This is a genomic window from Desulfuromonas sp. (assembly GCA_002869615.1).
In the GTDB taxonomy this organism is placed as follows: Bacteria; Desulfobacterota; Desulfuromonadia; order Desulfuromonadales; family UBA2294; genus BM707.
On sequence record PKUH01000001.1, the window covers coordinates 103,605 to 128,743 of the forward strand.

Annotated in this window: 21 protein-coding genes and 1 pseudogene; 4 read left to right on the forward strand and 18 right to left on the reverse strand. The window is 54.0% G+C overall.

Annotation, left to right across the window (positions count from 1 at the left end; all coding sequences use genetic code 11):
• Positions 1-6: 6 nt before the first annotated feature.
• From C0623_00450 to C0623_00475, 6 genes are all read right to left on the reverse strand, one after another.
• A complete protein-coding gene (locus tag C0623_00450; protein ID PLY03854.1) occupies positions 7-861 on the reverse strand; it encodes a hypothetical protein in 855 nt (284 codons plus the stop codon).
• 56 nt (positions 862-917) lie between these two features.
• Positions 918-1,856 carry a cation transporter gene (locus tag C0623_00455; GenBank protein PLY03855.1) on the reverse strand — a complete coding sequence of 313 codons (939 nt, stop codon included), beginning with the start codon at positions 1,854-1,856 and terminating at the stop codon, positions 918-920.
• Positions 1,856-2,605 carry an aminotransferase gene (locus tag C0623_00460; protein ID PLY03856.1) on the reverse strand — a complete coding sequence of 250 codons (750 nt, stop codon included), beginning with the start codon at positions 2,603-2,605 and terminating at the stop codon, positions 1,856-1,858. Before C0623_00460 ends, C0623_00455 begins: the two co-directional genes overlap by 1 nt.
• Positions 2,606-2,671: 66 nt before the next feature.
• The gene (locus C0623_00465) at positions 2,672-3,190 is read right to left on the reverse strand and encodes a gamma-glutamylcyclotransferase (GenBank protein ID PLY03857.1); all 519 of its coding nucleotides are present in this window, start codon (positions 3,188-3,190) and stop codon (positions 2,672-2,674) included.
• A 1-nt stretch (position 3,191) separates the two neighbouring features.
• Positions 3,192-5,360 carry a bifunctional 23S rRNA (guanine(2069)-N(7))-methyltransferase RlmK/23S rRNA (guanine(2445)-N(2))-methyltransferase RlmL gene (locus C0623_00470; protein PLY03858.1) on the reverse strand — a complete coding sequence of 723 codons (2,169 nt, stop codon included), beginning with the start codon at positions 5,358-5,360 and terminating at the stop codon, positions 3,192-3,194.
• Complete coding sequence (locus C0623_00475) at positions 5,357-6,229, reverse strand: phosphatase (protein ID PLY03859.1); 873 nt, start codon at positions 6,227-6,229, stop codon at positions 5,357-5,359. Before C0623_00475 ends, C0623_00470 begins: the two co-directional genes overlap by 4 nt.
• 135 nt (positions 6,230-6,364) lie before the next feature.
• On the opposite strand from C0623_00475, the gene C0623_00480 reads away from it, so the two are divergent.
• The 3 genes and pseudogenes from C0623_00480 (at position 6,365) to C0623_00490 (ending at position 11,125) form a co-directional block, all read left to right on the forward strand.
• Positions 6,365-7,327 carry a peptide ABC transporter ATP-binding protein gene (locus C0623_00480; protein PLY03860.1) on the forward strand — a complete coding sequence of 321 codons (963 nt, stop codon included), beginning with the start codon at positions 6,365-6,367 and terminating at the stop codon, positions 7,325-7,327.
• A complete protein-coding gene (locus tag C0623_00485) occupies positions 7,324-8,313 on the forward strand; it encodes a peptide ABC transporter ATP-binding protein (GenBank protein PLY03861.1) in 990 nt (329 codons plus the stop codon). The genes C0623_00480 and C0623_00485 overlap by 4 nt, the downstream gene beginning before the upstream one ends.
• A 457-nt stretch (positions 8,314-8,770) precedes the next feature.
• Positions 8,771-11,125, forward strand: a pseudogene (locus tag C0623_00490) (diguanylate phosphodiesterase).
• A gap of 98 nt (positions 11,126-11,223) precedes the next feature.
• Here the strand turns inward: C0623_00490 and C0623_00495 are convergent.
• The 8 genes from C0623_00495 to C0623_00530 all read right to left on the reverse strand — a co-directional run bounded on the left by C0623_00495 (position 11,224) and on the right by C0623_00530 (position 19,388).
• The gene (locus C0623_00495) at positions 11,224-11,838 is read right to left on the reverse strand and encodes a DUF2238 domain-containing protein (GenBank protein ID PLY03862.1); all 615 of its coding nucleotides are present in this window, start codon (positions 11,836-11,838) and stop codon (positions 11,224-11,226) included.
• A gap of 17 nt (positions 11,839-11,855) precedes the next feature.
• Positions 11,856-12,590, reverse strand: a complete 735-nt coding sequence (locus C0623_00500; GenBank protein ID PLY03863.1) for a hypothetical protein — start codon at positions 12,588-12,590, stop codon at positions 11,856-11,858.
• Positions 12,591-12,623: 33 nt separating this feature from the next.
• On the reverse strand, positions 12,624-13,328 hold the full coding sequence (locus C0623_00505; protein ID PLY03864.1) for a hypothetical protein: 705 nt from the start codon (positions 13,326-13,328) through the stop codon (positions 12,624-12,626).
• A 259-nt stretch (positions 13,329-13,587) separates the two neighbouring features.
• On the reverse strand, positions 13,588-16,242 hold the full coding sequence (locus C0623_00510) for a valine--tRNA ligase (GenBank protein PLY03865.1): 2,655 nt from the start codon (positions 16,240-16,242) through the stop codon (positions 13,588-13,590).
• 118 nt (positions 16,243-16,360) lie between these two features.
• Positions 16,361-17,323: a hypothetical protein gene (locus C0623_00515; protein PLY03866.1), complete on the reverse strand. Its 963-nt coding sequence runs from the start codon at positions 17,321-17,323 to the stop codon at positions 16,361-16,363.
• 38 nt (positions 17,324-17,361) lie between these two features.
• Positions 17,362-17,781, reverse strand: a complete 420-nt coding sequence (locus C0623_00520; GenBank protein ID PLY03867.1) for a hypothetical protein — start codon at positions 17,779-17,781, stop codon at positions 17,362-17,364.
• Complete coding sequence (locus C0623_00525) at positions 17,778-18,245, reverse strand: hypothetical protein (protein PLY03868.1); 468 nt, start codon at positions 18,243-18,245, stop codon at positions 17,778-17,780. The genes C0623_00520 and C0623_00525 overlap by 4 nt, the downstream gene beginning before the upstream one ends.
• 102 nt (positions 18,246-18,347) lie before the next feature.
• A complete protein-coding gene (locus C0623_00530) occupies positions 18,348-19,388 on the reverse strand; it encodes a deoxyguanosinetriphosphate triphosphohydrolase (GenBank protein ID PLY03869.1) in 1,041 nt (346 codons plus the stop codon).
• 181 nt (positions 19,389-19,569) lie between these two features.
• Between C0623_00530 and C0623_00535 the strand changes: the two genes are divergently transcribed.
• Positions 19,570-20,325: a hypothetical protein gene (locus tag C0623_00535; GenBank protein ID PLY03870.1), complete on the forward strand. Its 756-nt coding sequence runs from the start codon at positions 19,570-19,572 to the stop codon at positions 20,323-20,325.
• 17 nt (positions 20,326-20,342) lie between these two features.
• On the opposite strand, the gene C0623_00540 is transcribed toward C0623_00535, so the two are convergent.
• The 4 genes from C0623_00540 to C0623_00555 are packed head-to-tail and all read right to left on the reverse strand — an operon-like array spanning position 20,343 to position 25,037.
• Positions 20,343-21,518: a phosphopentomutase gene (locus C0623_00540; protein ID PLY03871.1), complete on the reverse strand. Its 1,176-nt coding sequence runs from the start codon at positions 21,516-21,518 to the stop codon at positions 20,343-20,345.
• Positions 21,508-22,200: a deoxyribose-phosphate aldolase gene (gene deoC, locus C0623_00545; protein ID PLY03872.1), complete on the reverse strand. Its 693-nt coding sequence runs from the start codon at positions 22,198-22,200 to the stop codon at positions 21,508-21,510. Before deoC ends, C0623_00540 begins: the two co-directional genes overlap by 11 nt.
• Positions 22,181-23,377 (reverse strand): ornithine acetyltransferase, encoded by a 1,197-nt coding sequence (locus tag C0623_00550; GenBank protein ID PLY03873.1) that lies wholly within the window; start codon positions 23,375-23,377, stop codon positions 22,181-22,183. Before C0623_00550 ends, deoC begins: the two co-directional genes overlap by 20 nt.
• Positions 23,364-25,037, reverse strand: a complete 1,674-nt coding sequence (locus C0623_00555) for a hypothetical protein (protein PLY03874.1) — start codon at positions 25,035-25,037, stop codon at positions 23,364-23,366. The genes C0623_00550 and C0623_00555 overlap by 14 nt, the downstream gene beginning before the upstream one ends.
• Between the last annotated feature and the right edge of the window lie 102 nt (positions 25,038-25,139).

Genomic DNA, 25,139 nt, shown 5'->3' on the forward strand with positions numbered 1-25,139 from the left:
TGTGAATTAAAAGTAATCATCAGCGGAATCCAGAAGTTCCCGGGCCCGCTCCTTGGCCAGCGCGTTCTGCAGAGTCAATCCTTCGGCTTCAACCGGTGCATCGAGAATCTCCTGCAGAACCCGGTCATGCAGTTCACGATCGTAAACCATCCGGGCATATGAGTTAGCCAGTTCAAACTTGGCCGAAAGGTTGCGCCCCTCGCTCAACTCAATCGCCCGTTCAAAATAAAATCGTCCTTCATCCGGCTTGCCGCCGAGGGACGGCGGGCGCAGACTCTTCAGCATGCCGAGATAAACCAGAGCGGCCCCCTGCCGATAATATTCATCAGTCGCAACAATATGCTCCAGCGCGGCCTCGTATTTCGGCAGGCCGGCAATCACCGACCAGTCAGTGCTGTTGAACTGGGCCCAGGCGAGCCAGCTAACAATATTGGCAAAAAGTGCCGGGAACTTATTCTCTTCAATCCTGTTCAGAATCGAACGAAACTGATCAAAATCGGCATGTTCGAGATCGCAGGCAAAATCGGCATCAAGGCAAAGGGCCCTTGCTCCATAAGACCTGGCCCGGTCAACCAGGCGCCGTCCCCGGTCCGGCTCGTTGACAAACAGAACGGCATAGGCGCTATAGAGTTCGGCCCCGGCTTGCAGCCGTTCCGGATTGTCCGGAGCACCGGCAATCAGGGCATCGGTCGCGACCAGGAAGGTCGGCATCGCTTGCCGGATCGTATCCGGATCCGGGTTATCCATCATCGCATCGGACAGCGTCTGCTGGAATCGGGAGAGTCCGCAACCGGATAACAGCAGCAATATTCCGCAGCTTATCAACAGGCAATAAAAATTTTGCTTCATGATCTTCAGCATCCCGGTCCTTCCTGCAGCTCCGGCAAGAGACCTGAGTTATTCATGCGGTATTAACTTTACTCGTCTTTATATGATTCCTCAAGCTCGACATTAACCATCGCTTCTGCTTCGATAAAAACCTTTTTGACCTCCGGCTGAGCCGTCCTGATCTGGCGATCAATTTCGGCAACCAGCTTTTCAAGCTGATTCGAGGTCAAACTGTCATCAAAATTGATGCTGATATTTGCCAGGATATAATCCGGCCCCATGTGCAGGGTCAGTATTTCGTTGACGTTGCCAACTCCGTCATTCCGATAGATCAACTCCCTGATCTCCCGGACTACCCTGATTTGCGCCCGCTCACCAATCAGCAACCCCTTGGTTTCATACGCCAGCCAGGCGGCCGTTCCGAACAGCAGCAGCCCGATCAGGACCGACGCCAGAGCGTCATAAACCGGGTCCCCGGTCAAATCCGCCAGCAGCACGCCGAAAAAAGCAACAGCCAGACCGAGCAACGCCGCCGAATCTTCAAACAGGACCACAAAAAGGGTCGGATCCTTGCCACGCTGCACGGCTTCGATGTAGCCCCACTTCCCCTTGGCTCTCGAGAATTCGGTCAACGCGAAAAAGAGCGCCGCCCCTTCGAACAGCATGGCCAGGCCGAGGACAAAATAGCTGACCAGGCTTTTTTCAACCGGCTGCGGATGCAGCAGTCGCCCGACCCCCTCGTACATCGAAATACCGCCGCCGAGACCGAAGATCAGGATGGCAACAACGAAACTCCAGAAATAGACCTCCTTGCCGTGGCCGAAGGGATAGAGTTCATCAGCCGGCTTTTTTGCCTGCTTCAAACCATAGAGGAGGAGCACCTGGTTGCCGGTATCAACAACCGAATGGATACCTTCGGCCAACATCGCCGCACTGCCGGTGATGACAGCTGCGATGAATTTGGTAATCGCAACCAGCGTATTGCCGATCAGGGCAGCGTAAATAACCTTTTTTGATCCGCTGGCCATTACCTCTCCTCGCCGTCAATCAGGACCCGGTCGACAAAGTTGCGAACCAGGCCGTTCGAGTCCGGTGTCTCGACCGCCGATGCAAGAACCTCGTCGAGATGACCGTCACCATCGGTATATTTTTCTTTATAGAAAGTCAGCCGTTCGACCAGCCGCGCCTTGTCAACCTCGGGATGAAACTGGAAAGCCCAGAACGGCTTTCCGATGACTTTGAACGAATGACAACATTCAGCGGTATAGGCGAGTTCAACACAGCCCTCCGGCGGCAGCATTGTCTTTTCCTGATGTACCGAGACAGCCGGAAAACCCTCCGGAACGCCACGGAAGACCGGGTCATTATGCGCAATCTCGCGCAGAGAGATCGGCACTGTTCCCATTTCAAAGTTTTCCGTATCGCGCGTGATGATGCCGCCGAGAGCCGTCACGACCAGTTGGAATCCGAAACAGGAAGCGAATACCGGCAGGCCAGTATCGATACAGGAACGCAACAGCTTCTCGCCGTACGGGACAAAGGTGTAGACCTCCGGTTCAAGCACCGAGGCATCACTGGCACCGCCAACGAAGAGGGCATCGTAGCCATCAACAATGTCGGGTTCGAATCGCGGGTTATCGAATACGTTATGGATATCGATCTGATCCGGAGCCAGGCCACTGTAATCGGAGAAGCTCTCGTGCTCTTCACGCCGGACCTGAGGGTCGCGACGGATCTGCAACAGTAAAACCTTTAACGTTTCCTTCTTTTTCACCAAACAGTCTCCGGCAATCAAAATAAGAACCTGATTTTTATAGCATAAAGCTCAGGAACCTGCATCGGTTTAACTCTTAGTTCTTGTCATTTTCTTTATCAACCCTGCATTCAGTCGGGCCCGCTCCGGGTCCGGGTCCGGTTGCGTCGGTACCTGTGAAAGCATGCCGAGATATGAATCCGGGAAAAAATTGTACCGGGCGCCGATCAGCACCAGGTCGCGGTACCAGTCGAACGGCACCATCGCCGGGTCCTGCCGCTCCGGTTTTGCCAGATATGTCATGGCCGTAAGGCTTTCACCGGCAAAAACGACGTCAAACGGTTCACAACTGTACCCCGGGCCTTCCGCTTCATCGAGAGCCGGTTTATCGACCTGGTACATCGTAAAAAGAACGCCCCAGGCCTTATCGTTCAGGCAACCGGTTCCAAGGAGGTCGCATTTGCCGGAATCATCCATACCGATCTTGTGAAAAACGAGACGATAACCGGGCAGCGCAACCGGCCCAACCCATTTGGCACTCGGTACCCGCTGTTGCAGGCGGAGCGGGTGCAGGTTGGAACCATAAGCGAGATAGACGATCTCGACCATATCAGGTCGCTCCCGGCCGTTTCAGTAAAAAACAGTAGTGAATTTTCGGGTTCCGCTGAAAATCCTCCGGAATGGTTTGCGCCGAGATGTCCCTGACTTCGAGCTGCGGAAAAGCATCGACATCGAACTTGAACCGCCGGAAGTTGGTCGAGAAAATGATCGTGCCGTTGTTCGCCAGCAGCTTGAGTGCCGCTTGCAGCAGTGCGCCATGATCGCGCTGGATCTCGAACGTATCATCCATCCGCTTGGAATTGGAAAAGGTCGGAGGATCGATGAAGACCAGGTCGTACTCCCCTTCGGCCTGGCCGAGCCACTCGGTACAGTCGGCCTGAATCGTCCGGTGGGCGTCGGCGCTGAAGCCGTTCAACTCAAGGTTGCGGCGGGCCCAGTCGAGATAGGTATTCGACATGTCGACGCTGGTCGTTTCGCTGGCACCGCCGAGGGCAGCATGAACCGAGGCGGCACCGGTATAGGCAAACAGGTTAAGGAACCGTTGCCCTTCGACCATTTCTCCGATCATCCTCCGGACCGGCCGATGATCGAGAAAAAGCCCGGTATCGAGGTAGTCGGTCAGGTTGACGAGCAGTCGGGCCCGCCCCTCGCCAACTTCGAGGAATTCACCCTCCTGTCCCTGACGACGGTATTGCGAACTCCCCTTCTGACGTTGCCTGACCTTGACGATCACCCGTTCCCGCCTGACCGAGAGAACATCAGGCAGAACCTCGATGATATCATCAAGCCGTCGACGTGCCGCTTCTTCGTCGATTGAAGCGGGCGGCGCATATTCCTGCAGGTGGACCCAGTCGCCGTACAGATCAACGGCAACGGCATATTCCGGCATATCGGCATCATAAAGGCGATAACAGCTGATGCCATTTTTACGGGCCCATTTGCCGAGCCGCTTCAGGTTCTTGCGCAAGCGGTTGGCAAACATCTCGGCACCGGCGGTTGACGCCGACTCGGCGGAAGCAGAAGTCTCCTTGTCAGATGCAGGCAGAACCTTCGCACCATCAGCCGGAACCAGGTAATGGAGCAACTGGCATTCAATGGCGCCGTTGTAAACCGTCTCACTCTTTTCCGGACGCAGACCGATGGCATAGGCGAGCTGCTGGTCGCTGGTCAATACGGCTGCCTGCCAGCCGCCAAAGTCGGACTGCAACCGCTCACCGAGACGGGTATAGAGTCCACGCAGCCTCTTGCGCTCTCCGAGACGCTCGCCATAGGGTGGATTCACCAGCAAAAGCCCCTGTTTCCCTTCAGGAAAATATTCCTCGCGTGTTTCGAGCGCCCGTTTTTCGATATGAACTATTTTTTCCAGACCTGCGGCGGCGACATTGGCCAGGGCATGCCGCACCACTTTGCCATCGGCATCGTAACCAACGATCCGGGGTAGCCGCTGACACCCGGCGTCACGACGTTGCTCCGCCTCGGCAACCAGCGTCGCCCAGAGATCCGGTTGGTGCTGTTTCCACCCGATAAAACCAAAGTAATTACGCAAAAGTCCGGGGGCGATATCGGCGGCGATCAGCGCCGCCTCGATCGGCAGGGTTCCGGAACCACACATCGGGTCGCAGAAGGCGCCACCCGCCGCCGCGATCTCCGGCCAGTCGGCCTGCAACAATAACGCCGCCGCCAGGTTCTCTTTGAGCGGCGCTTCGCCGGCGTCCTGGCGGTAACCCCGCCGGTGCAGGCTGTCGCCGGAAAGGTCGAGCGCCAGACTCCCTTCTTGCTTGCGCAGATGAAAATTGAAGCGGACATCCGGGTTGCGAACATCGACCGATGGCCGCTCGCCGGTCCGGTCACGGAAACGATCGACAATGGCGTCCTTGATTCGCAGGGCGGCGTAATGTGAGTGGTTGAGCGGTGCAGCGACCAGAGTGACATCGATCGCGAAGGTCTGGTCGACTGAGAAATGCTCTTCCCAGGGAAAATCGTTGCATAAACGATAAAGATCTTCTTCGCCGGCGATCGTCATCGACTGCAGCTTCAGCAGCACCCGGCTTGCCAGCCGTGACCAGAGGCAGCTGCGATAGGCGGTCGCCAGATCACCCGTGTAAGAGACGCCAGCCCGGATTTTGCGAATTTTACCGGCGCCCGACGCTTTCAGTTCCTTGAGCAGCAGTGATTCGAGACCCTTCGGAACCGTGGCAAAAAGATCGAATTTTGTCATCCGGCCTGCCCTGCCCTTTTTGCTACCGCCCGGCCAATCTCTTCGACACAGCTGTACGGGATCTTCAGGTTGCCACGACCACTACCGATCCGGATATCCCCTTTTGATTCACCATGAAAATCGGAACCACCGGTAATAATCAGATCGCGCCGCCGCGCTTCGGTAATCGCCCATTCAATATCGTCGTTCGATCCGCCCGAATTATACGCTTCGACACCGTCGAGCCCGAGTTCGACAAAGGCATCGAGGAGATCCGATATCACCCGGCGCTCCGGCGAAATAAACGGTGGATGAGCAAGAACGGCAATACCACCGGCCCGATGCAGAAGGTTGATCGCTTCGTTGACCGGAAAATACCGTTTTTCAACATTGCAGTGAACAAGGTAACGCCGGAAGGCATCATCGGAATCGGCAACATGCCCTTGTTCGACCAGCTCCATGGCAATGTGCGGCCGGCCGATTGCGCCGGCGGCTCGGGCCTGGACCGCATCGAGCAATAGCTGAGTTTTACCCTCCGCTGCGAGCTTTTCATTGACCCGTTCAACAATCATGATGTTCCGGTTTTTACGAAAATCGCGAAATCCCTGCAGAGCCGAGTTCAGACCGGAATGATGATGATCAAAGCCATAACCGAGCAGATGGATATCCTGGTAGCTTTCCCAGGCGACCGACAGTTCAACACCGACCAGGACCTCAACGTCGTATTCAAGGCCGGCCTGTAACGCTTCGTCGGTGCCATCAACCATATCGTGGTCGCAGATCGAGGCCGCTCTCAGGCCGGCTTCGGCAACCCGGCGAATCACTTCGGACGGAGGATAGGACCCGTCTGAACAGTGGCTGTGCAGATGCAAATCAACAAATGATTTCATAGAACAAAAACTCCGAAATTTTAGTGACATATCACCGTATCTTAACATGCGAAGCGACGGCTTGACCATGATACACTTTTACGTGTAGATTGAATCGCATTAAAAGTGTCAGGGATCCCGTGGAGACGATATTGAATGCCCCCGTTACTTGAAGTTCGTGATCTTAAAACCAGCTTCTTCACCGAAAAAGGGATTATCCGTGCGGTTGACGGCATCTCGTTCACCCTGCACCGTGGCAAGACCCTGGCCATGGTTGGAGAGTCGGGCTGCGGCAAGTCAATGACGGCGCTCTCTCTGCTCCGCCTGATTCCCGAGCCGGGGAGAATCACCGGTGGCGAAATACTTCTGGACGGCGAAAACCTGCTTGCCCTGTCGGAAGACGAGATGCGGTCGATGCGCGGCCAACATCTCGCCATGGTTTTCCAGGAACCGATGACGGCGCTGAATCCGGTGCTCAAAATCGGTGACCAGATCGCCGAAGTTTTGCAGCTGCATGAACGGCTGTCGTATCAAAAGGCACTCCGCAAGGCAGTTTCCCTGCTCGAGCAGGTCGGCGTACCCGACCCGCAGCAGCGACTGGACAACTATCCGCACCAGCTCTCCGGCGGTTTGCGCCAACGCGTCATCATCGCAATGGCGCTGGCTTGCGATCCGCAAATCCTGATTGCCGACGAGCCGACTACGGCGCTCGATGTTACTATCCAGGCCCAGATTATGGAGTTGCTGCGTCAACTTCAGGATCGCCACCAAATGGCGATCCTGCTAATCACCCACGATCTCGGAATCGTCGCCGAATCAGCGGATGACGTTGTTATCATGTACGCCGGTCTGATTGTCGAGCAGACCGACGTTAAATCACTATTCAAAAATCCGTCCCACCCCTATACCCGTGGATTGCTCGCCTCTCTCCCCCGAACTGACGATAAGCGGGGGAGACTGACCCCGATCAAGGGTCAGGTGCCGCCGGCCCTCGACCGACCGACCGGCTGTCCCTTTCGCAATCGTTGTCCGGAAGCTATTGCAAAGTGCGCAGCGGCCTGCCCCGAGCTCAAGCCGATCGAGACCGGTCATGCCGTACGCTGCTGGAGGCGAGAATGAAGCCGCTGCTTGAAATCCACAATCTTTCAAAATCGTTCCAGCTGACAACAAATACCCCCGGTGCCCGCAAACAGTTACTGCGGGCAGTCGACAATATCTCGTTTGCTCTCTTTCCCGGGGAAACTTTCGGACTGGTCGGTGAATCGGGTTGCGGCAAATCGACGACCGGTAAACTGATTCTCAGGCTGCTTGATGCCGATTCGGGCGAAATTATTTTCAACGGACAGAACCTGCGCAAGATCCCACCTGACCGACTGCGCAATCTGCGCCGCAATATGCAGATGATATTCCAGGATCCTTTTTCCTCGCTGAATCCACGCATGCGGATCGGCCAGATCATTGCCGAGCCGCTCAAAATTCATGGTCTCACCGGAAACGGAGATCTTAAGGAGTCGGTCTCCAGGCTGCTCGAGACGGTTGGACTCGACCAATCACTAATCGATCGCTTTCCGCATGAGTTTTCCGGAGGGCAGCGTCAGCGTATCGGTATCGCCCGGGCCCTGGCGGTCAAACCGCAACTGATCGTCGCCGATGAACCGGTCTCCGCCCTCGACGTTTCAATCCAGGCCCAGGTTATCAATCTGATGCGGGACGTGCAAAAGGAATTCGGACTGACCTATCTTTTCATTGCCCACGATCTCGCCGTTATCAGACATATTTGCGACCGGGTTGCGGTCATGTATCTTGGCCGTATTGTTGAACTCGGGCCGGCCGCGGCACTTTACACTTCGCCACGGCATCCCTATACCGAAGCGTTACTCGCTTCAGTACCGGTTCCCGACCCCGAAGCAAAGAAAACATTCAGCGCCTTGCCGGGAGAGGTTCCCTCACCGGTCAACCCGCCGAACGGCTGTCACTTTCATCCCCGCTGCCGTTATGCACGCGATATCTGCAAAATAAAAGCACCCGAATTGCTGAACATTGAAGAGGATCGGGAGGTCGCCTGCCACTTCAGCGACCAGGTCGGCCGAATCAAATCCGAATGACTGATGATTCAACCAAAGTGGCGATTTTCCACCACTCAATGCAAATTGCCCTACTCATTTTCGCCAGAGATTGTGTCACCTGACCAGCAATTTCCGACATTTTTGCTAAAAAACGCCTTTTCACCAAAAACCAGCCAGTCTGAAAACAATTCACATGGTCAGACCAATTAGAGGTAAACCATTGTTCTCCCAACCTTTTCTATAATATTTACAACAAATCGATTCATAATTACCAGATTTGGCACAGGCATTGCTTCTAATGAAAGGTATGTTCGGGGATTTTACGCATCCTGATCAATCGGAAAGCATCCCCTTTTACGCCGCCACGGGTACTCTCTCCCCCGGGCGGCGTTTTTTTATTCGACTCACAATGCCTATTTCGACTATTATGCTAACTTAATGTCATGATATATTTTTAAAGTTCAATTCTATCTGTTTTTTTCCTCGGGGGAATCCAATGGTTGCCAAACAATCAAATAAAGGATTCGGTGTCGCGACACTGGAGGATATCTCCGCTCTGATTCTGCAATCGCACGACCTCGACGAAACCCTGCGCAATATTGCCAACCTCGTCGCCAAACGGATGCGGACCGATGTCTGCTCGATCTATCTGCTCGACACGGATGACGAAACGCTGCGACTCCGGGCGACCAAAGGCCTCTCCAAGCGCGCTATCGGCAAAGTCACGATGAAAATCGGCGAAGGCCTTACCGGGATGGCCGCCCAGGAGCGCCGATCGATTGCTATCCAGGACCCTGAGAATCATCCCAAGTACCGCTACTTTAAAGAAACCGGAGAAGAAAAGTTCCATTCTTTTCTCGGCATACCGCTGTTCGACCGCAAAGCTCCACTTGGCGTTATCGTACTCCAGACCAAGGTGACACGCCAGTTCAGTGATGAAGAAATCAGCACCCTGACCACGATCGCTTTTCAGGTGACATCGATTGTTATCAATGCGCGGCTTCTCGACCGCATCCAGCAAAAGGAACACGAAGCGACCCGGGTCACCCGCGAGCTTGCACAGGCCAAAAGAAGTCTCACTGAAGATAAAGATGATCAAGATGAAGATGTTCCGTTCAGTACCGTAATTCGCGGCAATGTCGCATACCCCGGTGTCGCGATGGGCCAGGCCAACATCCTGGAAGAACGTCTCGGTTTTTCCGATATTCTTGATGAAGAAGCTGTTGATGAGACAGAAGAGCTTGAACGTCTCGATGACGCCCTCGAAAAAACACGTATCCAGACCATTTTCCTCGAAAAACGGGTAGCGGAAAGGCTCTCCGAAAGTGACGCCTCGATTTTCCACACCCACCAGATGATTCTCGAGGACCGCTCCTTCATCAAAAAATTACAGGATCAAATCAAGAATGGTCATGGCGCACCTTATGCTCTCGAAAAGGTTGTCAGTGATTATATTGCAGCCTTTGAAAAAATGGAGGATTCATATCTTCGTGAACGGGCCGCTGACATGGAAGACATCGGTCGCCGCCTGCTGGCTAACCTGATCGGTGAAGAGAACCACATGCTTCACCTCAAACATTCCGGCATCCTGGTCGCTCGGCAAATCCTTCCATCTGATATGGCCGCTCTTGATCATGAACAGATTACCGGGATTGTCACCGAAGCGGGAGAGAAAAACTCGCATGCGGTGATCATGGCCAAATCGCTCGGCATACCGGCACTGGTCGGAGTTAAAAAAATTCTGAGCCGCATCGCTCCCGATGATGATTTGATTCTTGATGCCAATTCCGGAACCCTCTATGTAAATCCGAATGAGGCAATTGTTGAAGAATATACCCGTCTTGAAGAAGATCAGAACCGTGAGCGGAGCCGACTCGATGCATTCCGCGACAAGCCGGCGGTCACGGCCGACGGAGAAAAAATTACCTTGCGCGCAAACATCGGACTGGTCAGCGATGTTCCGGTTGCTCTTCGCAACGGCGCCGAGGGCGTCGGTCTTTACCGGACTGAATTCCCCTATATGACCCGGGCCGATTTCCCGGATCGGCAGGATCAGTACATGCTTTATCGAAAAGTCATCGAAGGTTTTAACGACAAACCGGTCACCATCCGGACTCTCGATATCGGTGGCGACAAAGCGCTCCCCTACTTCTCGCCACCGGATGAAGACAACCCGTTCATGGGATGGCGCTCGGTCCGCGTTTCTCTTGACAACAGGGATATTTTCCAGACCCAGATCGAAGCAATCCTGATGGCCGGCATGCACGGTCCGGTCAAATTGCTCTTTCCGATGATTTCAAGCATGGATGAATTGATGGCCTGCAAGGAGGTTGTAGCCGAAGCGAGGGAAAACCTGCTGGCGGAAGGAGTCCTTTTTACCGATGAAGTCCCGCTTGGAATCATGATCTAGGTGCCGGCGGCTGTCCGTCTGGTCAAGCGCTTTGCCAATGAAGTCGACTTCTTTGCCCTCGGCACCAATGACCTGATTCAGTACCTGCTTGCCGCCGATCGCAACAATCCCCTGGTCAGCAAATATTACGATCCGCTCCATCCTGCAGTCCTGCAGGTTTTGAATGAAGTCAAAACGACCGCTGCCAATCTCGGCAAGGGCGTTTGCGTTTGCGGTGAGCTGTCATCAGATCCGATCAACCTGATTCCACTTATCGGCATGGGTATCCGTGAGTTCTCGATGCCGGCACCATTCATCCCCCGCACCAAGGCCTTTCTTGAAAAATTACCGGCGGATGTGGCCCGCAGGGCGGCCTGGGAGATCCTTGACATGGGAACCAGCAAAGAGATCCGGGAACATCTGGAGTCCGTACTCGAAGAGCTGAACAGCGAACCGGCCTGAAGATCTTTTCGGCACCCGGCGACACAGATCAGCAAGCTCCCGACCAGGGGATGCCCGGCAGACGAATCGTTTGCCGTCAAACAGCCGCGACACCCTGTTCAATCGGGGTTGCTTTCCTTTAGGTTGCGCAATTGATGATCGTGAATTTTCCCGAGGAAAACCAGGGCCGCAATCGCTCCGACCAACGCCAGAAACATATCGGACTGGGTATCCCAGACATATCCCTGGGTTCCGAGAAATGATTCGGCGGCCTGCTCCGAAAGAAGGGCAACCCACCACTCAATCAGTTCATAAAATGCGCTGAAACCGAGGCAGAAGCAGACTATGAAAAAGTTGCGCCAGGCGCGACTGTTGAAAACAGTGCGGCGGATGACAATTTCCCGGGCAATCAGTGCCGGGATGAACCCCTGGGCAAAGTGGCCGAGCTTGTCGTAGTTGTTACGGTTTTGCCCAAAGGTGTCTCGAATCCAATCGAACAGCGGGACTTCGGCATAGGTATAATGACCGCCAACCATCAGGATGACACAGTGGATCAGAATCAAAAAATAAGCCAAAGACGTGAGTGGAAAGGTCTTGCGGGTTGAGGCAAGAAGCACAAAGGCTATGATTGCCGGAGCGACTTCAAGAAGCCAGGTATAATAGTCTTTCGGATCGACCGCCGACCAGGCCAGAACGATCAGAAAAACAACCACCCAGAGTACCTGTTTGTTCATAATCGGGAGTTTTCAGTCTATTCCGATTCATTCCTTACGACCAGAACATATCCATAGTCCTGACCGTCTTCCGTCTTCAGGGGCGATGCTGTCAGACTGAGGTATTGTCTTTCACCGGCTGGCGATACACCTTCCAGTCGATAAATCTCTCCCTCGAAGCGGGCCTTGATCATATCACTGAACTTGACCAGAGTGGAGTAGGCACCATCCGAGTCAAGACTATCGAGACGCTTGCCGACGATCGACTCATCACAACCAAAAATCTCCTTGGCCGCTTCATTCAACTCAGCGACCTGGAGCTCCTTGTCTGTAATAAAAATACCTTCACGGGCACACCGGAACAAGGCTTCCAGACGCATACGGAAGGTTTCGTTCTCTTCTATCAGTTGTTTATGATCAAGCGCCATCCGGGTAACCCGCAGCAGGTTCTCCTGCATAACAGGTTTCGGAATGTAATCGAAAGCACCGTAACGAACAGCTTCGGCAGCCGTTTCGACCTCCGGCGCACCGGTAATCATGACAACCGGCGAAGTAATGCCGCGTTCCTTGATTTCGCGCAAGATTTCAAGACCGCTGTCACGACCGAGAAGAATATCAAGAAAAACGAGATCAAACTCCTCATCGGCCAAAAGTTTTTTGCCGTCCTGAAGATTACTTGCTGTCTTAACGGCATAACCCTCGTCCTTGAGAAAACTTTCAAAAGTAAAACGGATATTTTCTTCATCATCTACAATCAGAATCCTCGATGCCATCGTTTCCTCCTGTCGAAATTATATATGCTTTAGCTATTTATCGATTGCATAGACGGCAGTAACCGTAGCCCGAACCGTAACATCGCTTGCTGAAAGGGGCGGAGCAATCGAGGCAACCGCTTTTTCGGCATACATCGCCCGCGGCGCGGCAACTGAAATCGAACGCGCGTCATCGAGACTCAGCGACACCAGTCTGCCGAGTTTGCCACCGCCGGCATCAACCAGAACCGTAGCATCCTCATGCGCTTTCCTGGTCGCCACACGAATTGCTTCCTGTTGATACGAGCGTGGAGCCGAAAGCCCGAAGCGTAATCCGTTGACCCTGATTGCGCCGGCATCCACCGCCGCCGCAATCAGCTTGCCAACCAGATCAAGCTTCAATGTTTGCACCAGAATCTGATTACTTACCCGGAACCCGATAATCTGCGGCCGGGTAAAATCTGACGACTTCCCTGAACGTTGACTCCAGAGAGGGTCAATCGTGAACTGCCCGGTCGTCATCTCTTTCCCGTCAAGACCGGTTCGCCGAAGTGCCGTCAGCACTTTTTCCATCTGCTGACTGTTTTCACTCAGAATCTGTTCCGACGACTTTCCTTCAGTGATCAGGGCCAGGGTGAAGACCGCCTGATCTGCCGGGACACTCAATTCAGCAAGCCCACGGACCGTTACCGTCGCCTCAGCTAAACAGACCGCCGGAAGAAAAAGGAGAATCAGGATCAGGCACAAAAAACGCGGCATAAAGGCACTCCTTCAAATTTGCTTTAACTTAAAAGATATCAGAGCGCTATGGGGTTTACAACCAGTTTAAAACATTTCAGAACTGCAAGGATTGGTTTTAAATCGTCGACTGGCGCCAGAATTCGCAAAATCGTTTTCTGACAATTAATTGATCGCGAACGATAGACAGGTTAGACAAAACAGGAAAGGGGACAACCTGCGGCCAGGTCATCCCCCTCATTTGCCATAAACTCAGGTCCCCGCTGTACAAGGAAAAGGATTATTTCAGTTTAAGGATTTTGCCAAGGGAATCCTCGAGAATCGACAGTTTCTCTCCGGCTTCCTGCAACTTGCCACGATCTTTCTCCAGAACCTGCGGCGGTGCATTAGCGACGAACTTCTCGTTTGCCAGTTTTTTAGTAAAGAAATCGACATCCTTCTGGACTTTGGCGATCTCTTTCTTGAGCCGTTTTTCTTCTTCCTCGATATCGACCAGGCCGGCCAGCGGCAAAAGGATTTCAACGTCGCCGGCAACCTGGGTTGCCGACTGTTCCGGTTTATCGAGCCCGATGCCCATCTTGAGTTCCCCGGTACGGGCCAGTGAGCGGATATAACCCTGGCCACCCTCGAGGATGGCCAGGGAGATATCGCTTTTGCAATCGAGAAGGGCTTTAATCTGCCGGCTCGGGGCAACATCCATCTCACCCCTGATGTTCCGGATACCGCGAATAACATTCATGATAAGTTCCATCCGGTCGGCCCCCTCGGTATCGGCCGGCAGGTCACTGTCCGGATACTCTGCCTGCATGATAAAGTCTACCGACTTTTGTCCCGGCAGTGCCTGCCAGATCTCCTCGGTGATAAATGGCATCAATGGATGGAGAAGCCGCAACAGCCGCTCGAGGACGACGTATAAAACAGACTGGGCCCGCTTTTTCACTCCGGAGTCGTCACCGTACAGATCATCCTTGATCAACTCGATGTACCAGTCACAGAACTCGTGCCAGGTAAAACTGTAGAGAACCGAGGCGGCATCATTGAACTTGTAATCCTTCAGGGCACCATCAAGCTTTGCCGTCATCTCGTTGAGACGGGTCAGAATCCAGCGATCGGCTAACGAGAGTTCATGTTCAGACAGATCGATATCGGCCGGATCGAAGCCATCGAGATTCATCAGGGCGAAGCGGCTGGCATTCCAGAGCTTGTTGGCAAAATTGCGGTAGCCGGCGATGCGGTCGGTCGAAAGTTTAATGTCGCGACCCATCGCCGCAAAAGCGGTCAGGGTAAACCGGAAGGCGTCAGCACCATAATCATCGATGACATGCAGCGGATCGATGACGTTGCCTTTACTCTTGCTCATCTTCTGCCCTTCGGCATCACGAACCAGGGCGTGGATATAGACGTCCTTGAATGGAACAACGTCCATAAACTTGAGCCCCATCATCATCATCCGGGCAACCCAGAAGAAGAGAATATCGAAGCCGGTCACCAGGCAGCTGGTCGGATAAAACTTTGCCAGGGTTTCGGTCTGCTCCGGCCAGCCCATGGTCGAAAAGGGCCAAAGTGCCGATGAGAACCAGGTGTCGAGGACATCGGTCTCCTGATGCAGGTTCCTGCTACCGCAGCTGCTGCATTCAGTAACTTCCTCACGCGAAACTGAAATCTGCTCACAGTCGTCACAGAACCAGGCCGGGATGCGATGGCCCCACCAGATCTGCCGACTGATGCACCAGTCCTGAATATTGAGCATCCAGTCGTAATAGGTCTTTTCCCACTGCTCCGGAACAATCCGGGTATCCCCCTGCCGAACCGCCTTGATCGCTTCCTCGGCCAGCGGCTTGACACTGACATACCACTGTTTGCTCATAAACGGCTCGATAACCGTCCGGCAGCGATAGCACTCGCCTACCGAATTACCGTAGTCCTCGATCCTGTCAAGCAGATCACGCGCTTCGAGGTCGGCGACAACATTGGCCCGGGCCTCGTAGCGTTCCTGGCCGTGATAAGAACCACCATTTTCATTGACCACCCCCGACTCGTCGAGGATGTTGATAAATTCGAGATCATGTCGCTTGCCGATCTCGAAGTCATTGAAGTCATGGGCCGGGGTAATCTTCACCACCCCTGAACCGAACTCGCTGTCAACGTACTCGTCTGCAATGATCGGGATTTCACGATCGACCAGCGGCAGCATCACCTTACCGCCGATCAGGTCGGCATATCGTTCATCTTCCGGGTGGACCGCAACGGCGGTATCGCCGAGCATGGTTTCGGGGCGGGTGGTCGCGACGACGATAAAGCGGTCGGCACCGATCACCGGATAACGCAGGTGCCAGAGGTGCCCACGTTTTTCTTCGTGCTCGACTTCAAGATCGGAAAGCGCTGTGTGGCAACGCGGGCACCAGTTGATCAAACGGTTGTCGCGGTAGATCAGACCATCTTCATAGAGCCGGACAAAGACTTCGCGAACCGCCGTCGATAACCCTTCGTCCATGGTGAAGCGTTCGCGTTCCCAGTCGCAGGAGGCGCCAAGTCTTTTAAGTTGTTCGATAATCTTGCCGCCCGATTCCTCGCGCCACTGCCAGACCCGCTCGATAAACTTTTCACGACCGAGAGCATGCCGGTCGTTGCCCGCTGCGGCGAGCTGTTTTTCAACCACATTCTGGGTCGCAATCCCGGCGTGATCGGTTCCCGGCATCCAGAGGACCTCGCAGCCGCACATTCTTTTCCAACGGGCGAGAACATCCTGCAGGGTATTATTGAGGGCATGGCCCATATGCAGAACGCCGGTAACATTAGGCGGCGGAATGACAATTGAATATCCTTCATCGCCGCTCTTTTCGTTGGCGTGGAACAAGCCTGACTCTTCCCAGGCCATGTACCATTTCTTTTCAACGTCATGCGGTTCATAGCCTTTCGGCAGATTTTCTTCCATCTCGATTCCTGTTCCCTGTGCGGCCGTTGCCGCCGTTAATCAATAAAACAAAAGAAATGGGGACCGAAGGCTTCCCCATTTCTCGAAAACATGTTGCGAAAATGTGTATGCCCTTGCGTCAGGCGCCACTCTTGAGCTTGCGGATTTCATCCTTGATCAGATTTTCTGCAAGATCAGGGACGACTTCCCATGCAATTTTTTCAAGAACAGCACCGGCGACCCTTTCGACGACAACCTGCAGATCGGCCTCCGACATGCCGGCGACCTGGGCTTCAATATTCCCGGCCGGCGCTGCCGGCTGAGATGACGGTGCCGGCGCGGCTGGCTGGACCGGAGGGGGGGTCGGTTGCACCGGTGGTGCAGGTTGTGCCGGCGCTGCAGGCGTTTCCGGCGGCGCCGGTGGAGTCGGCTCAACTGCCACTACTTCCGGTTCGGCCATCTCGATAGCATCACCGGTATCAGCCCATACATCGGAGGTATCGGCAGCCTCAGCGCCGGTCCCATCATCAATGATAAAATCCGATTCATCTTCAAAAACCTGGGGTTCAACAGCCTCGGTCGGGGCCGCAGCCGGAGTTTCGTCAAAAGAAACATCGCCCCAGTCGTCCGGTTCACTTGCAGTCGGGGCGGCGGGTTGCGGCGGGGCCGGGGCGGCGGGTTGCGCAGGCGGTGCCTGGGCCGGTGCGGCCGGTTGGGCCGGAGCCGCAGCAGGAGCGCCACCAAGCAATTCCTCCACTTTCCCGATGAGTGCCTGCGATTCAAACGGCTTTGATATCCAGCCGTTGGCTCCGGAACTGACTGCTTTTTCCTCGTCAAACGGTTCGAATGTTCCGGTCAGAAGAAGCACCGGGACATTCTGCAGATTCGGATCCTGCTTGACGGCGGCACAGAGTTCATAGCCATTTTTCCCCGGCATGAAAACATCAGCCATTATCAAATCGGGCTTATTTCCCTGTGCTTTTTGCAGAGCGGCATCACCATTATCAACAATCGTCAGGTCGTAATCTTCATGGGCAAATGTGATCCCGATGACCTTCTGGATTGTAATACTGTCGTCTGCCAACAACAGTTTCTTGCTCATTCATGCCTCCTTGGCGCTACCTCAGCACCGACGTCCTATTAGATGGATAGAAGAGTCAGCAGGTTGTCAATATCGAGAACCGGGTACCTGAAGTTCAGATATTCGAAAAACTGACTGGCAACGACCGACTCTTCTTCGTACGTTGCGGCAATAAATTTACCGTCAACGGCATCGACTATCTTTACGGCCGATTCGACCGGAAGTCCAACGACACCGTAATCACTCTGGTAGATGATCGTAAAACTGTTCGTACCGGCCTTGTAGGGACCAAGATCGGACAGGATATCTGCTGAAATCAGCGGGACAATTTCTTCAGCAAAAAGAAAAACCCCCGCGAGACCCCGACAAAGCCGAACCAGCGGATAAGCAACCGGTTCCTGCAGAATATGCCTGATCCGCTCTACCGGCAATGAAAAATTACGGCCGGCGAACATCAATAGAGCAACTTTATCGCTCATCCGGCGCCTCCGGCCTGCTCAATTGCCAGTGGTTCAAATCCTATCAGCGGCTCGGAACGCCAGAGATGCAACGACTGATATGGGAGGTCCCCGTTCATCCGCAAAAGCAGGGGGACTTCATGCAGCACAAACTCTTCGGCCGAAAAGATCCCTTCAATTTTGTCGACCGGCATAGCCCAGGCTCCGTCAGAGCCATTGACGACAATGTAAGCAGTCTCATACGCTTCCGGAACCGGCAGTCCGACCCGATGCCGAATATTGATCGCATGGATCGCTTCATCCCGGTAGGCCAACAATCCGAGCAGGCCGATTTCCGGATCAGCAGCAGAGCGGTCAAGCACGCCTGCTCCGGCTTCACGAATTTCAACCAGATCCTCAAGTGACAATACGAACCCGACACCGGCAATACGAAACACGAGCCTCTTGTCTGCCACTTCGGTCATCCGTTCATTGAACCCGTGCATATGCCCCTTGAGACAAAAGTCATTAAACTCTTAGGTAATTATCATATCTGAAGCAAAAGTGTCAAGGTTCGCAAGACAAATAACATTTGCTATTCTGCGCAGTTAGACGACGCTCCAGGGTCTGGGGAGAAAGATGTCACTATAAAGATTCAAGGCAAAGCGATCTGTCATCCCGGCGATAAAATCGGCAATCACGATTTCAATCTTTTCATCCCCTCTCTGGCGGCAACCATAACGGTAAAGGGCATCCTCGTTTTTCAGAAAATACCGAAAAAGTTCACGCAAAATATGCGATGCTTTTTCGAAACCATCATTGACCGTTTTAACCAGATAGACGTGCCTGAACAACCAATCCCGCAAAACGATCACGGCATTATCTATTTCCGGAGAAAAACGGATAACCGCATCACCATTCTCCATGGAAAGTCTGATAATATCCCCGATCATTGTATCAAGCCAGTCACAATTCGCCGCACCGAGAACCTCCCTGACCGTTTCCGGCAGTTCTGATTCACGAATAAGCTCGGCCCGCAGTGCATCATCGAGATCGTGATGAACATAAGCGATAATATCGGCAAACCGGACAATCTGTCCTTCCAGCGTCGACGGCAGGCTATCCGGATCAACATCACTGAGCGCTCCGCGCCCCTTTGAGTGTTTACGGATGCCATCCAGGACCTCTGCACTCAGGTTCAGTCCGGAGCCGTCGTTTTCAAGATACTCGACAACTCGCTGGCTCTGGCGAACATGATGAAACCCCCCGGGGGTCAGTTCATTGAGAACCCGCTCCCCGGCGTGTCCAAACGGAGTGTGCCCGAGGTCATGACCAAGCGCGATCGCTTCTGTCAGGTCTTCATTGAGGGAAAGCGCCCGGGCGATAGTACGGGCAATCTGCGAAACTTCCAGAGTGTGGGTCAAGCGGGTTCGATAATGATCGCCTTCAGGTGAGAGAAATACCTGGGTTTTGTATTTCAACCGACGAAAAGACTTGCAATGAAGAATACGGTCACGATCAACCTGAAAGGCGGTCCGCATCGTACAGGGCTCCTCAGCTACGATCCGCCCATTACTGGTAGAACTGAAAGCGGCATTCCCTGCAAGTACCTTCCGTTCACGCTCTTCGAGAAGCTGACGAATTTCCATCCCTAACCCTCACCTATTTCTTCTGTTTTTCCAAACAGATAGAGTTTAACAGACTCGCTGAATACTTGAAAGAAAAAGAGTCGCACCGCGCCTGATACGACCACACTGTTGATCGACACAATTCCACTTGACCATTGATGTTAGCGAGAATAGAATCACACTTCGCAAAAGAGGTGTGGTTTTGAAAAGAATACTGATCTGTGACCAGAGAAATGAATTACTGTCGACCCTGGAAATCATACTGAAAAACTGGGGTTACAGGGCATTGCCGATTTCAGACAGCAATGAATTCAAATCGATGATGAAGGAACTCGAGCCCGAGTTGATCATATCCGGGCCGGGATTCATCACCGAAAAAGGTGTCGCAAAAATCCTTAAAGAATCAAAGGCTCCGTTTATTCTGGTCAACGATTCCTCCATTGAAGCCGAAACACTCAAGGCGACCGAGGAACTCGACTACCCTGTTGATATTTTCAGACTCTTTGAGTTGACCCAGAAATATCTTGAAAAAATTCCGCGGCGCAACATCCGTCTCAAAGTTCAATTGCCAGGCATGTATTATTGCGGTGAATCACCCTGTATTGCCGAGATTATCAGCCTGAGTGCCGAAGGGCTTTTTTTTCGCACCGGCTCTCGTATCGATGGCCCTGATAATGTCCAGATCGTCCTCCCTCTTCTCGGCATGCAAAAAGAGCTTGAAATCAAGGGCCGTATTGTCTATCGGGTTGAACCTCAGGCCGGGAACAATTACCTGCAGGGGATGGGGATCGAATTCATTGACATTGCCGCCGACACGGAGAAGCTGCTCAGACAATACGTCGAGAACCTGCTGATGACCGAGTTAAGCGACAAAAGCTATGCCCAGGACACGCTCGATATAGAGCAATTGCAGAGCCGGTCTACGGAATTGACCTTGAAAATCAACCCTATCGACTGATCCTTCAAATGCTTTCCCTATAACTGTCTGATAACACTCTTGCCGACCGGCCAACCGGTGCCAAACGCCTCGGCGATGGTTGCCGCAACATCACAGAAACTGTTCCGAACGCCAAGCGATATCCCTTCCTGCAGATTCCGGTGCCAGGCCAGAAGAGGAACATACTCCCTCGAATGATCGGTGCCGGACGTCGTCGGATCACAACCGTGATCAGCGGTCAACAGAAGTAAATCATCATCATTCATCGCCGCTTTCAGCTCCGGCAACCAGCGGTTGAATTCAGCCAACGCATCGGCAAAACCGGCCGCGTCGAGCCGATGGCCATAAAGCATGTCGAAATCGACCAGGTTGGCAAAAACAAGGGCTCTTCCGGATTCGGAGAGCAGATCAATGATCTGTGCCATGCCATCACGATTATCACGGGTCGGCAACGTAGCGGCGATTCCGCAGCCGGCAAAAATATCAGAAATCTTGCCGATGCCTTTGACCGGAATCCCTGTTTCGACCAGATGATCAAGAAGGGTCGGAGCCGGTGGCGGCATTGAAAAATCGTGGCGGCGATGGGTCCGTTTGAAATTAACAGCCGAAGTACCGGTAAAAGGTCGGGCAATCACCCGGCCGACCCGGAAGGGATCGAGAAGATCCCGGGCAGACCGGCAGATCGCATAGAGTTCCCCGGGCGGGACAACATCCTCGTGAGCAGCGATCTGAAATACCGAATCGACGCTGGTATAGACTATCAGTCGGCCGGTCCGGAGATGCTCTTCGCCTAGTTCGCGCAGAATATCGGTGCCACTGGCTGCAATATTGCCCAGTACCGGTTTCCCGACCATCTTTTCGAACGGTTCCATTATTTCGGGCGGGAATCCAAGCGGAAACGTTGCAAAAGGTTCAACCGTAGGCAGACCGGCCAGTTCCCAATGGCCGGTTGTCGTATCCTTGCCGCAGGAGATTTCGGCCATCTTCCCCCAGGCCGCTTCTGGTCGCGGCACCGGCTCAAGGCCCGGAGTCGGGCAGATATTGCCGAGGCCCAATTGCTTGAGATGCGGAACATCCAATCCATTAACAGCTTCAGCAACATGCCGCAAGGTATTGGCATCGGCATCGCCGAAGCAGGCGGCATCGGGAAGCGCGCCAACGCCGACGCCATCGAGAACGATCAGGATTACCCGGGAAAAACGTTCAGGAGCCATGGCTTCTGGCATCCTGCCAACCCTTGATGATCGCAACACCGGCGCTGGTGCCGATACGTGTCGCGCCGGCTTCGATCATTGACCGGCAGGTCGACCAGTCGCGAATACCTCCGGCGGCCTTGACGCCGGCCCTGCCGGCAACGGTATCGGCCAGTTGCCTGACATCTGCAATCGTCGCCCCACCGCTAGAAAAACCGGTCGAGGTTTTGACATAGGCGGCACCATTTTCAACGGCAATCCGGGCAAGGGTTGCCTTCATGTCCTCGGCAAAAAGGCAACATTCGAGAATCACCTTGACGACGGCATCTTCGGCAGCAGCAACAACAGCAGCAATATCCCGTCCAACCTGATCAAGATCGCCGGCGACAGCGGCTCCGAGATTGATCACCATATCGATTTCGCTTGCTCCCGACGCCACTGCCCTTTGTGTCTGAAACGCCTTGACCGCCGACATTTCGTAACCGAGCGGGAAGCCGACGACCGTGGCAATCCCGACTTCAGATCCATAGAGTTTTTCGGCAGCAGCCCGAACAAACGTCGGCGGGATGCAGATCGCGGCAAAACCGTATTCAACTGCCTCTTCACAGAGCTGCGAAATCTGGTCGGGAGTCGCCACCGGAGTGAGCAGGGTGTGATCGATGAAGGATGCCGGATGGATATCTTCAGGTCCGGTAGTCGGCATTGATTTTGACATAATCATAGGTCAAGTCAGAGGTGTAGTAAAATGCTGAACCGTTCCCGAGGCCAAGATCAACCGTAACCGTAAATTCCGGAAGCTTCATCACCGCGGTCGCCGCAGCCTCCTGTTCGGCCGAGCCGGCAAGCCCATTTTCCGCCACCATGACTCCATCAAAGCTGATGCTGACCTTGTCCGGATCGACTTCTGCTCCGGAATATCCGACGGCCGCGATAATCCGCCCCCAGTTTGCATCTTCACCGAAAAAGGCTGTTTTCACCAGGTTCGAGGTGGCAATTGCCGTTGCTGCCTGCAGGCCGTCGTTATCATCGGCGGCGCCGGTGACTTCGATCTTAACCAGCTTGGTTGCTCCTTCACCGTCACTGACTATCATCTTGGCCAGATCGAGAAGTACCTCCTGCAACAGGCGGACAAAAATCTCAAAGTCATCGCCTTCACTGTCAATAACTGCGCCGGTTGCACCGTTAGCGAGCAACAGAACCATATCGTTGGTCGAGGTGTCGCGATCGACGGTAATCCGATTGAATGTTTGATCAACCGCCTGCCGCAGCGCCTTGTCAAGAAGTGCCGAGGAGATCCCGACATCGGTCATGACAAAGCCGAGCATGGTCGCCATATTCGGGTGAATCATCCCGGCCCCTTTGGCCAGACCGAGGATCGCATAGCCGGTGTCAGCGACCGCTCCGAAAGCGGCCGAGACCTTGCTAAAAGAATCTGTCGTCATCATCGCTTCGGCGACATCGCCGGCGGCATCGGGCGAAAGGTTATCCCTCAGCTCCGGCAATGCCGTCACGATTTTACCAACATCAAGCCGCTGACCGATTACCCCGGTTGAGGCGATGGCGATCAGATCATTATCAAGATCGAGGACTTCGGCAAGCGCTGAGCTGCAGGCGTTGGCGTCAGCAAGTCCCGCCTGTCCGGTGCAGGCATTGGCATTTTTGCTGTTGACCAGAATCGCCTGGCACTGTCCGGCGCGGACCCGGGGGGCCGAGACCTGGAGCGGTGCCGCCACAACCCGGTTGGCGGTAAATACGCCGGCACATTGGGCCGGCCTTTCCGAAACAATCAGACCGAGATCAAGCGCCTGGTTCTTTTTCAATCCGGACGCCATAGCGGCGAACCGGAACCCCTTTACAGTTGGATCGTCAGTGCGACTCATCATCCTTGTCCTTTATCGGCAACAGCATCGCGAACGTGGTGCCGGCGCCAGCAGTATCTTCAAGAAAAATAGTGCCACCCATCTTCTCAACAATCGTCCGGCAGAGGGCCAGTCCGATGCCGACCCCCTCCGGCTTGTCCGTGTTGATCTCGCCGAGCTGGCTGTATTGGGCGAAAACCTCTTCGGCAGCTTCGATCGGAACGTGAGTTCCGTCGTTGTGAATCCTGATATATATCTGGTCGGGATGCTCACTGCCTCCTGCTGCGGCTAAAAGAGACAGTGACCCGCCCCGTTCATTGAATTTGACAGCATTATCAATCAAGGCACCAATCAGCAGACCGAATTTTTCCCGATCGCCAAAGACGGCCGGAAGATCATCTGCCAGGTCGAGCTGAAGATCGAGCTCCAGCGCCTCAATCCGCTCGCGATAGGGCGCAATCTCCTGAAGACAGATCTCGCCCACCGCCAACGGATGCGAATCCCATTGCGCGGTTCCCGAGTCGATCGAGAAAAGCAGCAACATGCCGCTGATCAATCGTTCCATCTGAATACTTGAGTCGGTAATCTTGCCGAGATAATCATCAAGCTCCGCCTCACTGATCTCGGCACGGTGCAACTGCAGCAAGTCGGAAAAACCAAGCACCGAGGTTAACGGCGTTTTCAACTCGTGCGACAGGTTGCAGACCAGTTTTGACCGGGCCTTATTCAGGGCCTCGAGCTCACGCGCCTTGTTACGCAACTGGTTAATCAGGTTGAAGTTTTCGATCGCCATTGTCGCCTGGTGAGCAATTGAAGCGAACAGGTTCTGATCGTGCGCCGAAAACGAGGTGCCATCGGTTTTGTTGTTAACGTTGAGGACACCGATAGTCTGATCGCGCCCCCTGAGCGGCAGTGACAACGCCGAAGCGGTTGAATACTGTCCTTCGTCACCGGAAGGTGAAAACCGTCCATCCTCGACAATATCGTTGATCAATACCGGCTCACCAGTCGCGAAAACGTGCCCCGAGACTCCCTCGCCAGGAGTGATGACGGCGCTGTCCTGAACCCCCTTCGGCAGTCCGTGCGCCGCCCGGATCCGGAGGTTTCCGTCCCGGTCCGGAAGCATCAGCGAAGCGACTTTGACATCAACGGAATCGACAATCAGGTTGATAATCCGATCAAGCAGGGACTGCAGATCGACTTCACCGCTGGCTGTCTTGCCGACTTCACGCAACAGGACCAGATCGGTCAGAAGTCGATCAGCTTCTTCACGATTTTTTTTCGCCTCGAGATTTGACCGGTACTGAGAAAAAGCCCGTTCGACAACGGTCAGAAGTTCGGCATTGGAAAAAGGTTTGACCAGATACTCAAGAGCACCGCCACTGAGGACAGCACGAACGGCACTAAAATCCTGATGCCCGGAAATCACCACAACCGGAACTTCCGGGCACAGTTCCTTGACCATTTTCAGCACCTCAAGGCCGGAGACATCGGACATCTCGAGGTCGGTCAGTACCAGGCCGATCCGATGCTGGTTGATCAGTCGTGAAACCTCGGAGCCATTATCTGTTTCGACCACTGAATAACCATCAGCAGACAGGCTATCAATAATAACCTGGCGGAAGAAGGCCTCGTCATCAACGATCAGGACTCTTGGGGATTTTTCGGTTTCAGCTGTCATGCTGGTCCGATTTCCATCTGCTGTAAATCATGCCTGGCAACATGACTGTTTCGATCAAGGCATGTTATGCAATGCGTTCGCAACCCCGCTCAACAAACCGGG